Source organism: Alitiscatomonas sp. (assembly GCF_037242085.1).
In the GTDB taxonomy this organism is placed as follows: Bacteria; Bacillota; Clostridia; order Lachnospirales; family Lachnospiraceae; genus Alitiscatomonas; species Alitiscatomonas aceti.
In genome coordinates, this window is the sequence record NZ_JAXXBR010000086.1 from 1 (window position 1) to 14,536 (window position 14,536).

Consider the following 14,536-nt stretch of genomic DNA (forward strand, 5'->3'; position numbering starts at 1 on the left):
GGTACTATATGGAAAGCCGGCTGATGGGCCGGTCGGCGGGCTTTGGAAAGCTTTTGTGGGGCTTTTCCCGCCATTACCTGAATATCGTGCTGACCATGTTCCTGCGGGACCTGATCATCGTCGGCGGAACGTTTTTATGCGTGCTGCCGGGGCTCTATTTTGCCTACTGCTACTACATGGTGCCTTATATCCTGGCGGAAAATCCGGAAATGAAGCCCATGGAAGCCCTGCGGCTTTCCAAGCAGATGATGGAGGGCCATAAAATGAACACATGGCTGCTGGAAATGTCCTTTTTGGGATGGATGTTCCTGGGGGCCATGGCCTGCGGCGTGGGAACCTTCTTCGTGCTCCCGTATTACTACGCCACCTTTGCGGAGCTGTACGCAGTGCTCCGGGCGCCTTACGGCGGGGAGTTAAACGGCTTCGGATATCCGGAGGTGGTACCCACAGGCAGCTTTGGCGGAACGTATGTAAACCAGGCAGACAGCGCCGGAAACGGCCAGTACGGCGGTTACGGCCAGACACAGGGAGGTGCAGACTATGTCGATCATCCACAAGGGAGGTATGGATCCGGCGGAATTTGCGGGCAGGACCATGTACCGTGTAATGGAAACGAAGCAGATGCAGAAGGAAGCGGAGTATTCGGTGGAGGACAGAGTGAAGGAGCGTCCGGCTGGACCGAAGCTTCGGGACAGGGTGAGGAGCATCCTGCAGAAGATCAGAGGGACGAGAGCATAAAGCGGTCCGAGGGCGGCCCGGGCCGGGGATACTACCTAAACGGCGTGTTCCATCCCTACTCAGAGGAGGAAGATAACTAATGGCAAAGGTTTATACATTCCTGGCGGATGGAATGGAGGAAGTGGAATGCCTGGGCGTGTGCGACGTACTGGCCCGGGCCGGCGTGGAGGTAAAGCTGGTGTCTGTCATGGGAAGACGCCAGGTGACCGGCTCCCATGGGTTCACGGTCACAGCCGACGCGCTGTTTGAGGAGATCACCGACGATGCCGACGTGCTGTTCCTGCCCGGAGGACTCCCGGGGGCAGACCATCTGCGGGACCATGAGGGCCTGGCGGCCATGCTGAAGGCCCACGGGGCAGCCGGGAAACGTCTGGCAGCCATCTGTGCGGCTCCGGGCGTCCTGGGAGGCCTGGGACTTTTAGAAGGGCGCAGGGCCACCTGCTTCCCCGGCTTTGAGGAGAAGCTTGCCGGAGCTGTCTGCACCGGGGAGGGCGTTGTCACCGACGGCCCCGTGACCACCGGAAAGGGCATGGGCTGGTCCCTGGACCTGGGGCTTGAGCTGGTGCGTCTCCTTATAGACGGAGAAACAGCGGAAGCCTTAAAAAAGAAGATCCAGTATGACCGTGTTTAGGGCGCTTTTTTAAAAAATAATACTAGTATTTCTAAAAACAGTATGATATAATGCTAAATTGAAGTGTAACGCCCAGAGTGACGGCGTTTCGATATTGGACGGATATGGAAGCCATGTCCGGTACAGATATATTTAAGGAGGAACCCATACAATGAGTTTACAGGTAGAAAAGTTGGAGAAGAATACGGCGAAGCTTACCATCGAAGTGCCGGCAGAAAAATTTGACGCAGCTGTGAAGAATGCTTACAATAAGAGCAAAAGCAGATTCAATATCCCGGGCTTCAGAAAAGGCAAAGCTCCCTTTGAAATGATCAAAAAGATGTACGGAGCAGGCGTATTCTTTGAAGACGCGGCCAACGAAGTGATCGACGAGAGCTATCCGGACGCTGCAAAGGAGAGCGGACTTGTGATCGTTTCCCGCCCCACTGTGGACGTTACCCAGATCGAAGAGGGTAAGGATTTCATCTACACAGCCGTTGTGGCTGTAAAGCCGGAAGTGACCCTGGGCCAGTACAAGGGCGTAGAGGTACAGAAGGTGAAGGCAGATGTGACAGACGCAGATATCGACGCAGAGATCAACAGCGTGAGAAATAAAAACTCCCGTCTGGTGACCGTTGAGGACAGAGCCGTTGAGAACGGCGATCTGGTGACCATCGACTTCGACGGCTATGTGGACGGAAAGAGATTCGACGGCGGAAAGGGCGACGATTATCCCCTGACCATCGGCTCCCACACCTTCATCGATACCTTCGAGGAGCAGCTGATCGGTAAGAACATCGGCGAGGAGTGCGACGTAAACGTGACATTCCCGGCTGAGTACCATGTAGAGGACTTAAAGAACAAACCGGCTGTATTCAAGGTAAAGGTAAAAGAGATCCAGAAGAGAGAGCTTCCGGAGGTGAACGATGAGTTCGCCAGCGAAGTATCCGATTTCGATACACTGGAAGAGTACAAGAACGATTTAAGAGTAAAACTCCAGGATGAGAAGCAGAAAGCCGCTGACACAGAGATAGAGAACCGTGTTGTGGATAAGGTGGTTGAGAACGCTTCCATGGAGATCGCTGACCAGATGGTTGACGAGGAAGTCAACGGTATGTTAAACGACTATGTGCGCAGACTGGAAAGCCAGGGCATCTCCTTCAAGCAGTATGCAGAGATCACAGGCATGACTGCAGAAAAGATCGGCGAGCAGATGAAGCCCCAGGCTTTAAAGCGGATCCAGACAAGACTGGTACTGGAGGCTGTTGTAAAGGCTGAGAACATCACTGCCAGCGATGAGGATGTGGACGCACAGTTCGACAAGATGGCTGAAGCCTACAAGATGGAGAAGGACCAGATCAAGGGTATGTTCGGCGAAGAGCAGATCGCCCAGATGAAGGAAGACCTGGCTGTACAGAACGCCATCACCTTCCTTGTAAAAGAGGCAGCTCTGACCGAATAGTCAGAGGTTTCAGTTTTAGAATACGCAGGAGAAACGGGGGTTGCTGCAGCTATGCTGTGACAATCCCCTGTCAAATGTTATGAGCAGGAGGAGAGAATATGAGCTTAGTACCTTACGTACTGGAATCCACCAGCAGAGGCGAGCGTTCCTATGACATTTATTCCAGACTTTTAAAAGACAGGATCATCTTCCTGGGAGAAGAGGTCAATGACGTGACCGCCAGCCTTGTGGTGGCACAGCTTCTGTTCCTGGAGTCTGAAGACCCCAATAAGGATATCAATCTGTACATCAACAGCCCCGGCGGCTCCGTTACAGCCGGTATGGCGATCTACGATACGATGAATTATATCAAATGCGACGTATGCACTACCTGTATCGGAATGGCAGCCAGCATGGGCGCATTCCTGCTTTCCGGCGGCGCCAAAGGAAAGCGGTTCGCTCTCCCCAATGCTGAGATCATGATCCACCAGCCCTCCGGCGGAGCCCAGGGCCAGGCCACAGAGATCAACATCGCGGCTGAGCATATTTTAAAGACCAGAAAGAAATTAAATGAGATCCTGGCTGCCAATACAGGCAAGCCTCTGGAGACCATCGAAAGAGATACAGAGAGGGATAATTACATGTCCGCCCAGGAGGCCATGGAATACGGTCTCATTGACCGCGTGATCACTGGACATTAATATGGAAATTTTTAGAATTGAGGTGTGAACATGCCAGTAAGACCTGAAGACAAGATCCGTTGTTCCTTCTGCGGAAAAAGCCAGGAGCAGGTCAGAAAGATGATCGCAGGCACTGGAAATAATGTATTTATCTGTGATGAATGTATTGAGCTGTGCAGCGAGATCCTGGAAGAGGAGCTGGGTCCCGAAGGGGAGGAAGCGCCGGATTTCGCAGGAATCAATCTGTTAAAGCCCAAGGAGATCAAGGAGTTCCTGGACCAGTACGTGGTGGGACAGGAGGAGGCCAAAAAGGTCCTGTCTGTGTCTGTATACAACCACTATAAGAGGATCACCTCCCAGAGGGAATCCGACATCGAGCTCCAGAAGAGCAATATCCTGATGTTGGGCCCCACAGGCTCTGGAAAGACCTACCTGGCCCAGACCCTGGCAAAGCTTTTAAATGTTCCCTTTGCCATCGCCGACGCCACCACCCTCACGGAGGCGGGATACGTGGGCGAGGATGTGGAGAACATCCTGTTAAAGCTGATCCAGGCGGCGGACAACGATGTGAGCCGGGCGGAGTACGGGATCGTGTATATCGATGAGATCGATAAGATCACCAAAAAGAGCGAGAATGTCTCCATTACCAGGGACGTTTCCGGCGAAGGCGTACAGCAGGCTCTCCTTAAGATCCTGGAGGGAACTGTTGCCAACGTTCCTCCCCAAGGCGGAAGAAAGCATCCCCAGCAGGAGCTGATCCCCATTGACACCACCAATATCCTGTTCATCTGCGGCGGGGCCTTTGACGGCCTGGAGCGGATCGTGGAATCCAGGATGGAGGCCAGCACCATCGGCTTTGGCGCCAAGATCGCCGACCGGAAGCACATGGATGTGGGGGCCCTGTTAAAGCAGGCCATGCCCCAGGATCTGACCAAATTCGGCCTGATCCCGGAATTTGTGGGCCGTGTGCCGGTGATGGTATCCCTGGATCTTCTGGACGAGGACGCCCTGGTGAAGATCCTGACAGAGCCGAAAAACGCCATTACCAAGCAGTATCAGAAGCTGTTTGAGCTGGATGACGTGAAGCTGGAGTTTACCCCCGAGGCGGTCCATTCCATCGCCCATATGGCAGTGGAGAGAAAGACCGGGGCCAGGGGACTGCGTTCCATCATGGAAAACGTCATGATGGATATGATGTATGAGATCCCGTCGGATTCCAATGTGGGGATCTGTACGGTGACCAGCGACGCAGTGGAAGGAAAGGGAAAGCCGGAGATCGTATACCGGGATCTGACGGTTCCCAGAAAGAACCTTTTAGGCAGATCAAAGAAAGACAGTAAGGGCGAGATCGCCTGATAGAGACGGGCTGCTGCAAAGCGAACAGGTTTTACAGCGGCCCATTTTTTCTATATATACAAAAGGAGAATGTTCATGGATGAAAAATTGATGACGCTGCCGGTCATTGCGCTCAGAGGGCTGACAGTGCTTCCTGAGATGATCCAGCATTTTGATATCAGCCGGGACAAGTCCATCAGCGCCGTGGAGCACGCCATGGTGGGAGAGCAGAAGGTGTTCCTGGTGACCCAGCGCCAGATCGAGGAGGAGGATCCCGATGCCTCCGGCCTGTTCCAGATCGGTACCATCGCCAGGATCAAGCAGCTGGTGAAGATCCCCGGCGGCCTGGTCCGGGTCATGGTGGAGGGCCTGGAAAGGGCAGAGCTTATCAATCTGCTCCAGGATGATCCGTATCTGGAGGCCGAGGTGGCAGAAGCGCCTCTGATGGAAGAAAACCTAAGCGATACTGTAAAGGAGGCCATGGCCCGCATCGTCAAGGAGAAGCTGGAAGAGTTTGGAAACGGCAATCCCAAGACGGTCAAGGACTTCATGGGCGGGCTTATGGCCATTACGGATCTGAACGAGCTGCTGATCCAGACGGCCGGTCAGTTCCCCTGGGAGTATACGGTGAAGCAGGAGCTTTTGGAGTGCGGTTATGTGAGCCATCTGTATGACCGGGTGGTCTATTATCTGATGCGGGAGATCGAGATCTTAAAGATCAAACGGGATTACCAGGGAAAGGTAAAGGCCAGCATTGACAAAAACCAGAGAGACTATATTTTAAGGGAAGAGCTTAAAGTGATCCAGGAGGAGCTGGGGGAGGAGTATACCGGCTCCGACGCAGACAGCTTCCTGGAGCAGCTGGAGAAGCTCAACGCAGATAAGGAGACGAAGGAAAAGATCCGCAAGGAGATCATGCGCTTCAAGGCGATGCCCGGCGGAAGCCAGGAGGCCAACGTGCTGCGGACCTACATCGAAACAGTGCTGGAGCTTCCCTGGAAAAAGACGTCCCGGGACAACCAGGATATCCGCCATGCGGAAAAGATCCTGGAGGAGGACCATTACGGACTGGAAAAGGTCAAGGAGCGGGTGCTGGAATATCTGGCAGTCCGGGTCCTGACCAAAAAGGGGACCAGCCCCATCCTCTGCCTGGTGGGCCCGCCGGGAACAGGAAAGACCTCCATCGCCCGGTCGGTGGCCAGGGCATTAAATAAGAAATACGTCCGCATCAGCCTGGGCGGCGTCCATGACGAGGCGGAGATCCGCGGTCACAGGAAGACGTATGTGGGCTCCATGCCGGGCCGGATCGCCGAGGCCATGCGCCAGGCGGGCGTGGCCAATCCGCTGATGCTTCTGGACGAGATCGATAAGGTATCCGGCGATTACAAGGGAGATGTGGCGTCGGCGCTCCTGGAGGTCCTGGATGGAGAGCAGAACGTGAAGTTCAGGGATCACTATGTGGAGATCCCCCTGGATCTTTCCGGCGTTCTCTTTATCGCCACAGCCAACACCACCCAGACCATCCCCGGCCCTCTTCTGGACCGTATGGAGGTGATCGAGGTATCCAGCTATACGGAAAATGAAAAGTTCCATATTGCCAGGAACTACCTGGTGACCAAGCAGCTGGAGCGGAACGGGCTGGATAAAGGAAAGCTCACCATCAGTGATAAGGCCCTGGAAAAGATCATCCACAACTATACCAGAGAGGCCGGCGTCCGGAACCTGGAGCGGCGGATCGGAGAGATCTGCCGGAAGGCGGCCAGGGAATTCCTGGAGAGGGATAAGACCTCTGTACGGGTGACCGAGGCCAACCTGGAAAAATACCTGGGCAAGGAAAAGATCACCTTTGAGGACGCCAACCAGGAGGATCAGGTGGGCATTGTCCGCGGCCTGGCCTGGACCAGTGTAGGGGGAGATACCTTGCAGATCGAGGTCAACGTGATGCCAGGAGACGGAAAGCTTCAGATGACGGGCCAGATGGGCGATGTGATGAAGGAATCGGCCCAGATCGCCCTGACCTATGTGCGCTCTGTCAGCGAAAAATATGAGATCCCCAGGGATTATTTTGAGACCCATGACATGCATCTGCATATTCCGGAGGGAGCCGTTCCCAAGGACGGCCCATCCGCCGGCATCACCATGGCCACGGCCATGCTGTCGGCGGTGACCGGAACAAAGGTCCATGCCAGGGTGGCCATGACCGGAGAGATCACCTTAAGAGGACGGGTGCTTCCCATTGGCGGCTTAAAAGAAAAGACACTGGCGGCCAGGATGGCCCATATGGAAAAGGTCCTGGTGCCGGCGGGCAACCAGCCGGATATGGCAGAGATCTCCAAAGAGATCACAAAAGGCCTTTCCATTGTCTATGTCAAGACCATGGAGGACGTGATCCGGGAGGCGTTCGTTTAAGATCGGAGGACAATATGATCATAAGAAATGTAGAACTGGAAACTGTCTGCGGCGTGACCAGCAGGCTGCCGGAAAATACTCTTCCAGAGTTTGCGTTTGCAGGAAAGTCCAATGTGGGAAAATCCTCGCTGATCAACGCGCTGATGAACCGGAAGGCCCTGGCCAGGACCTCGGCCCAGCCGGGAAAGACCCAGACCATCAATTTTTATAATATAAACAAAGAGCTGTATTACGTGGACCTGCCGGGATACGGCTATGCAAAGGTGTCCCAGACGGAAAAGGAAAAATGGGGGAAGATGATCGAAAACTACCTCCATAAGTCCAAAATGCTGAAATGCGTGTTCCTTCTGGTGGATATCCGCCATGAGCCGTCGGCCAATGACAGGACCATGTACGAGTGGGTGGTCTACAATGGCTTCCGCCCGGTGATCATCGCCACAAAGCTGGATAAGATCAACCGGAGCCAGATCCAGAAACAGGTGAAGCTCATAAGGAACGGCCTGGGAATGGAAAAGGACGACGTGATCATCCCGTTTTCCGCTGCCAGCAAGCAGGGGAGGGAAGAGATCTGGGCGCTGATCGGGAAGATGGCCGCCGGAGAAGAAAAAGAACAGGAGGAAGGCTCTGGGGAAACCGAGCAGGCCTGATCCGGGAAAAAGAACGGGGGAGCCCATATCGCCATGACATGGGCTCCCCCGGAGCCTTTATACGCCGTTTTTCCGTTTTACAGCCTGCTGGTATGCATCCATCACTGCCAGTCCAAGGGCGACCACGGCAGTGGGGACGGTGACCAGAAGAAAAAAATTCCGGCGGATCCGCCGGATCCGTCTGGACAGATCAGACCGCTGTCTTTTCATGGACTCCTCCTATTCTGACCGCATTAACGACCGCATGACAAAGGAATAGATCTCCTGGCTCCGCTCCTTCCAGTGGCCGCACATGATCTCGGCCTGGTCCTTATCGGGAACGGATACATCCAGGCTGATGAGCGCGGATTTTCCCTCCCGCACCTCACAGTGGACGATGTAATCCTGGTTTGTGGACTTATAGAAATCAGAGATGACGCCCACCTCGCTGCGGAGACGGAATTTATTTTCCTTTAAATAGCCGTCAATGTCGGAGACAATGGCAGGAGAGATATTGGATCCGAAGAAGGAAAGGGTATCCTCCCCTTCCCTGGTGATCTCATAGCGGGAGGAGTTGTGGATGGACTCCATTTTCAGAAGCCCGGCTTCCCGCAGCTCATTTAAGGCCTGCTGCAAAGTAAAGTAGGTGGTGTATTCATGGTCCAGGAAAAAATCCGTGAGCTGGGAATTGGTCAGCGGGAAGTTGACGTGGGCCAGCATATAGAGGATCATGAGCTTATAAAGGGTGATCGGATCCGATAACATAGGCTTACTCCTTTGAATCAATAGGGAACTATCCTTATTTTACAGGTTTCTCCCGGGGGATTCAAGTCCTTTTTCTTTTTTTAGGGGACAGCCTGGCGGCGGAGGGGAGGACCTTCCGGGCAGACATGCCCGAATTTCGTCGAAAATGGTAGTGTATTTACCAGTAAAGTATGATATGATAAACTGAAACGATTATGGCGGCCGGGCCTTCAGGGCGGCTGCTGATTATGAAAATCCAGGGTGAAATATTATGAGAGAACGGATCAACCGCCTCGCGCGAGGGATTGTGGATGCGGAGCTGCCGAAGCTGTTTCTTTCTCCGGTGAAGGTGGAGGAAACGCTGGGCAGCGATACCATATATAAACGAGAGCTGTACCTTTCCAGTGAAAATAATCTTTCTATCAAGGGGCTGGCCTACTCCACCCATTCCAGGGTGAGGATCGCCTCCCGGTCCTTCGGCGGCCTGAGAAACCATATTGTGTACGAGGTGGATACCTCCTGGTGCGAAAACGGGGATGTGATCCGCGGAACCATCAATCTGGTGACCAACGGCGGAGAGCTGGAGGTCCCCTTCCTTTTTTGTGTGGAAACGACGGCGTCCATCCGGGTCCTCTCCACCCTGCATACGGTGGAGGATTTTGTGGATCTGGCCCAGAAGGATATGGATCTGGCTCTGCGGCTCATGGAATATAAGGATTTTACGGACGCACCCTTCCTCCAGGACCTGCGGGTACGGGCAGTCTTTGACGGGATCCGGGGCCATGGAAACCGGCAGAACGCCCTGGAGGAGTTTTTCCTGGGGCTGGGAGTGAAGGAGCCGGTGGAGCTGACTCTTTCAGCCGCATCCAAAACGTATGATAATCCGAAAAAACAGGTGAGCGACCGGATCGTCCTCCAGAAAAATGGCTGGGGCTATGTATATATGGAGGTGAAGGCTGACGGGGATTTCATTGAGCTTTCTCAGAAGACCGTGACCCAGGCAGACTTTACGGACGGCCGCTTTGACCTGGCTTTTAAGATCCATCCGGAGCGGCTGCACAGGGGAAAGAACCTGGGGGCCATCCGGTTTTTGACGGTCCACGGAGAAACGGCGGTCCAGATCACGGCCACAGCTGGAAATGAGCCGGGAGCGGCAGCCAGGGACCGGGAGATCACCCGGTCCAGCATAGCCCGGTATCTGACGCTCCGGGAGGAGTATGAAAGCGGGAAAAATGATCCGGCAAAGGTTTTAGCGAAGCTCCAGAGGGAGCTGGACGCCATCCGCGGGGCCTGCGGCAGCTCTCTGCTCCACTCCCTGTTCCAGGCGGAGACGTATCTGGATGCGGGACGGCCGGATCAGGCGGCCCTGTGTCTGGACAGCTGCCGGGACCAGATCGCGGCAGAGGAGGAGAGGACCGGGACCCTGTACTGCTTTTACCAGTACCTCCAGTACCGGGTGAACCCCGATGAGACCAGGAGGGATGCGGTGCTGCGGCTTCTGAGAAAGAAGCTGGATAAGCGGAAGGGACGGTTTTATTTACAGCTCCTGCTTTTAAAGATGGAGCCGGAGCTGTTTGAGGAGGGCCCGGCGCTGTTTGACAGCTTTAAGACCCAGTACAGGAACGGATGCCACAGTCCCTTCCTGTATATCGAGGCCTGCCGGCTTCTGGAAAAGGATCCGGCTCTTCTGATGAATATGGAGCCCTTTGAGATCCATGCCCTGTATTACGGCGTGACCCATGGCATGATAGGAGAGGCGCTGGCCCTGCGGGCCGCGTCCCTGGCCTCCGGGGCGAAATTTTTCCACCGGCTTTACTACCGGCTCCTGGCGTCCCTTTATGAGAAATATCCGGAAAAGGAGATCCTGACGGCGGTGTGCTGTCTGCTGATCAAGGGCAATATGCGTACAGATGCCTGCTTCCCCTGGTATGAAAAGGGGATAAAGGAGGAGATCAGCCTCACCAGGATCTATGAATATTACCTGTATTCCCTGCCGGCCTCCTATGACCAGATGCTGCCGAAGCAGGTTCTGCTGTATTTTTCTTATGAGCACAGCCACATGGACCGCCGCAGCCGTTCCGTGCTCTACGCCAACGTTCTGACGTATTTAAAGCCCGGAGACAGGCTTTATAAGGCCTATGAGCGGGAAATGGAAAAGTTTGCCATGGAGCAGCTTTTTGAGGGAAGGATCGACCGATTCCTGGCAGTGATCTACCGGCATATGATCTACCGGGATATCATCGACGCCCAGGTGGCAAGGGTACTGCCGGGGATCTTAAGGGCCAACCGGATCTGCTGCCAGGATGCGTCCATGAAATATGTGGTGGTGGGCAGCGCCCTTCTGGAGGGAGAGGACGCCTATCCCTTAAACGATGGGACGGCATATGCGCCCTTATATTTTGACGATTGTGTGCTCCTGTTCCAGGATGTGTATGGAAACCGGTATATGGACGTTCCCTATACAAGGGAGCCGGTGTTGGAGGAACGGGAGCTGGAGGAACGGTGCTTTGAAATGTTCCCGGACCACCCCATGCTGAAAATGCGGGCCTGCCTTGGGATCATGGAAAAAGAGGAGATAGACGGAGACGGGATCCGCGTACTCCAGGATGCCCTGGATTCTCTTCCGGTGAAGGAGCTGTACCAGCAGAAAATTCTCACCCGGATCATCGCCTATTATAATGACCCGGCAAGGAACGGTGAGGAGGCCATGAACGAAGAGGGAGGAGCCTATCTTCTCCGGCTGGACAAAAAACGCCTGTCCCGGACGGAACGGGTGGGGATCTGCGAGACGCTGATCAGCCAGGATCTTTATAAGGAAGCCTATGATATGATCCGTGAATTCGGAGAAGAGGGCCTTAGGATCAAACGGCTTTTAAAGCTATGCACAAAGCTGATCGCACAGAATCTGGCAGAGGCAGACGACCTGCTTTTACATATGGCCCGGAGGATCTTCCTGTCCGGAAAAGGCGACAGCGTGATCCTGGACTATCTGTGCCGGTACTTCAACGGTGCCAACAGCGATATGTACCGGATCCTGGTACAGGCGGTCCGGGAGCATACAGAAACCTATGATATGGAGGAACGGCTCCTGGCCCAGCTTCTGTTCACCGGAAGCGATAAACACCTGGATACGGTATTCGATCTTTATGCCGGAAGGAAAAAGACCAGCGATGCCATTGTAAAGGCATATTTTACCATCCGCTGCGTGGATTATTTCTTAAAGGGCCAGACGCCGGGGGACCGGGTGTTTGCCTATCTGGAGGGGGCCATCAACGGAAGCCAGGAGATCCGGAAGCTGCCGGAGATCTATCTGATGGCCATGACAAAATATTACGCCGGTCTGCCGTCCCTGGAGAAGGAGCAGCAGCAGGTATGCCGCCGGTGTATGGCCGTCCTGCTGGACCAGGGCATGATTTTTGCATATTTTAAGGATCTGGCTCCCTATGTGGACCTTCCGGGAGAACTGCTGGATAAGGAGATCGTGGAGTACCGCGGCGCGCCGGAGGGCCGTCCGGTGCTCATGGTCCGTGTTCTTCCCGATGAGGAGGAGTTCCATGAGGAAGAGCTGAAGCCGGTGTATAAGGGGATCTATGTGCGCCAGAAGCTTCTGTTCGAGGGCGAGGTCATGGAATATACCATAAGCGAGTATGAGAATGGGGAGCCGGTGGAAAAGGCAAGCGGCAGGATCTCCTGCCGGGAAGCGGCCGCCGGGGACCGGGGAAATCGTTTTTCCGCCCTCAATACCATGGGACTCTGTCTGGCCATGAAGGACGACCGGAGGCTTAAGGAGGCCATGGTGCGGTATGTGACAGAAAGCCAGGCGGCAAAAGAGCTGTTCCCGCTGGCGGAGTAAGAGGAAAATGAAATGGACAAACTGATAATCGGAATCGACCTGTGCGATGCCTATACCCAGGCGGCGGTGGCCGGACGGGATGAGACCTGGGTGATCCCCACGGTCATCTGCCGGAAAAAAACAGACGGCGGGTGGTACGTGGGCGAGGAAGCATATAAATATACACTGATGGGCGAGGGCGTGATCGTGGACAAGCTCTTAAGCCTGGCTGTAAAGGATGGGACCGCCACCATCTCGTCGGTGAAATACCAGGGAGCAGAGCTTTTAAGGATGTATATGGAACGGATCCTGGCCATGATCCGGGCGGAATATCCGGGTGTGCCGGTGGCCCAGCTGGTGATCTCCCTGGAAAATATGGAAATGAAGCTGATGGACTGTCTTATGGGCTGTGCAGACGCTCTGGGGATCTCCAGGGATCTGGTCCACATTGCCAGCCATACGGAGTGCTTCGTTTACTACGTTCTGAGCCAGAAGCGGGACGTATGGGGCGGCCAGGTGGGGATGTTTTCCCTGTCGGATGAGGCACTGCGGTATTATGAGCTGAAGGTGGTCCAGGGGCCGAGGCAGATGACGGCCTGGGCGGAGCACGAGGATCTGGAGGAGGGCTTCAGCCTTAATGTGCTGGATTCGCCCTCCGGAGCCAGGATGGCCGATCAGATCCTCTGTGCCTGCGGGGAACGGCTTCTCCAGAAAAAGCTGTATTCCTCAATTTTTTTAACGGGAAAGGGCTTTGGAAGGACTGACTGGGCTCCAGAATTTATGAAGCAGGTGTGCCACCGGAGACGGGTGTTTGCGGAGCCATCCCTTTTTGCCCGGGGAGCGGCCTTAAAGGCCGGGGACTATCTGGAGGAGAGATCCTCCTATCCCTTTGTATGTCTGTGTGAGGGAAAATTAAGATCCACGGTGGCTATGGAGGTCATGAAGCGGGACAGCCGGATCCAGATCGCCCTGGCCTCCGCCGGAGAGAGCTGGTATGAGGCCAGGAGCGTTCTGGAGGTGATCCTGGACGGTCAGGAGGAGATCGAGCTGATCATCACATCGCCCCAGAATCCCAAGCAGAAGAGGCTGGTCCGGATCCCGCTGGAGGGCTTTCCCAAACGTCCTCCCAAGACCACAAGGGTGCGGATCGCTGTGGGCTTTCTGGATGAAAGGACCATGGTGGTGAAGATCGTGGACCGGGGCTTTGGGGAGCTGTTCCCGAAAACAGACGCTGAGATCCGTCAGGAGGTGAGAGTATGAGCCTGATCCTGTGCCGGCAGGAACCGGTGACATCCCCCTATTTTGTCGAGGAGCTGGGGGTCCATCTGTATTCCTCCCAGGAGCTGAATTACGTGATCTATCATCATCCTCTCCTGGTGATGGAGGATTTTGTGAACGAGCGTCTGGCGGCATTTTTACGGACTGAGCTGAGGCTTCCGTTCCTGGCGGAGCGGATCCAGAAGTGGATCCAGAGCCGGGGACCGTCGGATGAGCTTCTGTTCCTGATCCTCCAGGACTGCGCTTTCTATACCCAGGCAGAGCAGGCGGCCTACCGGCAGAAGGTGGCGGGCCTCAGGAAGCTGTCCTCCCATGAATATGAAAAGAGGAGGGCCGATTACTTTTACAGCCTGGGGCTTTACGGCCGGTCGGCCTCCATGTACAAACGGATCCTGGACAATGGGGACGGCAGGAGCTTATCCCACGAATTCAGGGGAAAGGTCTGGAACAACCTGGGAGCCTGCTATGGGGAGCTGTTCTCTTTCCAGAAGGCCATGGACGCCTATGTCTGCGCCTGGAATGAAAAGCCAGAGGCCGCGTATCTGAAGGGGATGTATTTCCTTACAAAGCTGGATCCGGAGCTTTCCATGAAGGACCGGTGCCGGGAGCTTCTGGCTTCCCAGGATACAGAGGGCTGGGACCGGGAGTTTAACGAGGCTCTGGCCAGGGCCGGACAGACGGGACCTGCGGTACGGCTCCAGGAAATTTTCGACAGGGATCCGGAAAAAAGGCTGGAGGGAGCCGCAAAGGTACTGAACCAGTGGAAGCTGGAATACAGGAAGATGCTGTAAAAATACCATAAGGCCCTTGACAAGGAGAAAAGATTCCACTATATTATTGGGT

12 protein-coding genes are annotated in these 14,536 nt (G+C 54.8%); 10 read left to right on the top strand and 2 right to left on the bottom strand.

Annotation, left to right across the window (positions count from 1 at the left end; genetic code table 11):
- From WIH05_RS08725 to yihA, 7 genes are all read left to right on the top strand, one after another.
- A partial coding sequence (locus tag WIH05_RS08725) for a DUF975 family protein (RefSeq protein WP_337425261.1) occupies positions 1-818 on the top strand: 818 nt, incomplete at its 5' end.
- Positions 818-1,369 carry a DJ-1 family glyoxalase III gene (locus tag WIH05_RS08730; RefSeq protein ID WP_022273729.1) on the top strand — a complete coding sequence of 184 codons (552 nt, stop codon included), beginning with the start codon at positions 818-820 and terminating at the stop codon, positions 1,367-1,369. The genes WIH05_RS08725 and WIH05_RS08730, both read left to right, overlap by 1 nt.
- Positions 1,370-1,520: 151 nt before the next feature.
- A complete protein-coding gene (gene tig / locus WIH05_RS08735; RefSeq protein WP_022273730.1) occupies positions 1,521-2,810 on the top strand; it encodes a trigger factor in 1,290 nt (429 codons plus the stop codon).
- 98 nt (positions 2,811-2,908) lie between these two features.
- Entirely contained in the window at positions 2,909-3,490 is a 582-nt protein-coding gene (clpP, locus tag WIH05_RS08740) for an ATP-dependent Clp endopeptidase proteolytic subunit ClpP (protein WP_022273731.1), read from the top strand.
- A 30-nt stretch (positions 3,491-3,520) separates the two neighbouring features.
- A complete protein-coding gene (gene clpX, locus WIH05_RS08745; protein WP_022273732.1) occupies positions 3,521-4,825 on the top strand; it encodes an ATP-dependent Clp protease ATP-binding subunit ClpX in 1,305 nt (434 codons plus the stop codon).
- 75 nt (positions 4,826-4,900) lie between these two features.
- The gene (gene lon, locus WIH05_RS08750; protein WP_158358493.1) at positions 4,901-7,213 is read left to right on the top strand and encodes an endopeptidase La; all 2,313 of its coding nucleotides are present in this window, start codon (positions 4,901-4,903) and stop codon (positions 7,211-7,213) included.
- Positions 7,214-7,227: 14 nt separating this feature from the next.
- Positions 7,228-7,860, top strand: coding sequence for a ribosome biogenesis GTP-binding protein YihA/YsxC (gene yihA / locus WIH05_RS08755; RefSeq protein WP_022273735.1), 633 nt, complete (start codon positions 7,228-7,230; stop codon positions 7,858-7,860).
- Positions 7,861-7,917: 57 nt separating this feature from the next.
- Here yihA and WIH05_RS08760 read toward each other — a convergent pair whose 3' ends face one another.
- On the bottom strand, positions 7,918-8,070 hold the full coding sequence (locus WIH05_RS08760; RefSeq protein ID WP_022273736.1) for a hypothetical protein: 153 nt from the start codon (positions 8,068-8,070) through the stop codon (positions 7,918-7,920).
- A 9-nt stretch (positions 8,071-8,079) separates the two neighbouring features.
- Positions 8,080-8,604, bottom strand: coding sequence for a DUF4364 family protein (locus WIH05_RS08765; RefSeq protein ID WP_022273737.1), 525 nt, complete (start codon positions 8,602-8,604; stop codon positions 8,080-8,082).
- Between the two features lie 250 nt (positions 8,605-8,854).
- Here WIH05_RS08765 and WIH05_RS08770 point away from each other — a divergent pair, with 250 nt between their 5' ends.
- From WIH05_RS08770 to WIH05_RS08780, 3 genes are read left to right on the top strand one after another with little or no spacing between them, the layout of a single operon-like run.
- Positions 8,855-12,436, top strand: coding sequence for a DUF5717 family protein (locus tag WIH05_RS08770; RefSeq protein WP_337425262.1), 3,582 nt, complete (start codon positions 8,855-8,857; stop codon positions 12,434-12,436).
- 12 nt (positions 12,437-12,448) lie between these two features.
- Positions 12,449-13,675, top strand: coding sequence for a DUF5716 family protein (locus WIH05_RS08775; RefSeq protein ID WP_022273739.1), 1,227 nt, complete (start codon positions 12,449-12,451; stop codon positions 13,673-13,675).
- A complete protein-coding gene (locus WIH05_RS08780; protein ID WP_337425263.1) occupies positions 13,672-14,484 on the top strand; it encodes a hypothetical protein in 813 nt (270 codons plus the stop codon). The genes WIH05_RS08775 and WIH05_RS08780 overlap by 4 nt, the downstream gene beginning before the upstream one ends.
- Positions 14,485-14,536 lie beyond the last annotated feature (52 nt).

Bases quoted from the DNA above. Each gene is read 5' to 3' on its own strand.
- WIH05_RS08730 (WP_022273729.1), top strand. From the start codon at position 818: ATGGCAAAGGTTTATACATTCCTGGCGGATGGAATGGAGGAAGTGGAA.
- tig (WP_022273730.1), top strand. From the start codon at position 1,521: ATGAGTTTACAGGTAGAAAAGTTGGAGAAGAATACGGCGAAGCTTACC.
- clpP (WP_022273731.1), top strand. From the start codon at position 2,909: ATGAGCTTAGTACCTTACGTACTGGAATCCACCAGCAGAGGCGAGCGT.
- clpX (WP_022273732.1), top strand. From the start codon at position 3,521: ATGCCAGTAAGACCTGAAGACAAGATCCGTTGTTCCTTCTGCGGAAAA.
- lon (WP_158358493.1), top strand. From the start codon at position 4,901: ATGGATGAAAAATTGATGACGCTGCCGGTCATTGCGCTCAGAGGGCTG.
- yihA (WP_022273735.1), top strand. From the start codon at position 7,228: ATGATCATAAGAAATGTAGAACTGGAAACTGTCTGCGGCGTGACCAGC.
- WIH05_RS08760 (WP_022273736.1), bottom strand. From the start codon at position 8,070: ATGAAAAGACAGCGGTCTGATCTGTCCAGACGGATCCGGCGGATCCGC.
- WIH05_RS08765 (WP_022273737.1), bottom strand. From the start codon at position 8,604: ATGTTATCGGATCCGATCACCCTTTATAAGCTCATGATCCTCTATATG.
- WIH05_RS08770 (WP_337425262.1), top strand. From the start codon at position 8,855: ATGAGAGAACGGATCAACCGCCTCGCGCGAGGGATTGTGGATGCGGAG.
- WIH05_RS08775 (WP_022273739.1), top strand. From the start codon at position 12,449: ATGGACAAACTGATAATCGGAATCGACCTGTGCGATGCCTATACCCAG.
- WIH05_RS08780 (WP_337425263.1), top strand. From the start codon at position 13,672: ATGAGCCTGATCCTGTGCCGGCAGGAACCGGTGACATCCCCCTATTTT.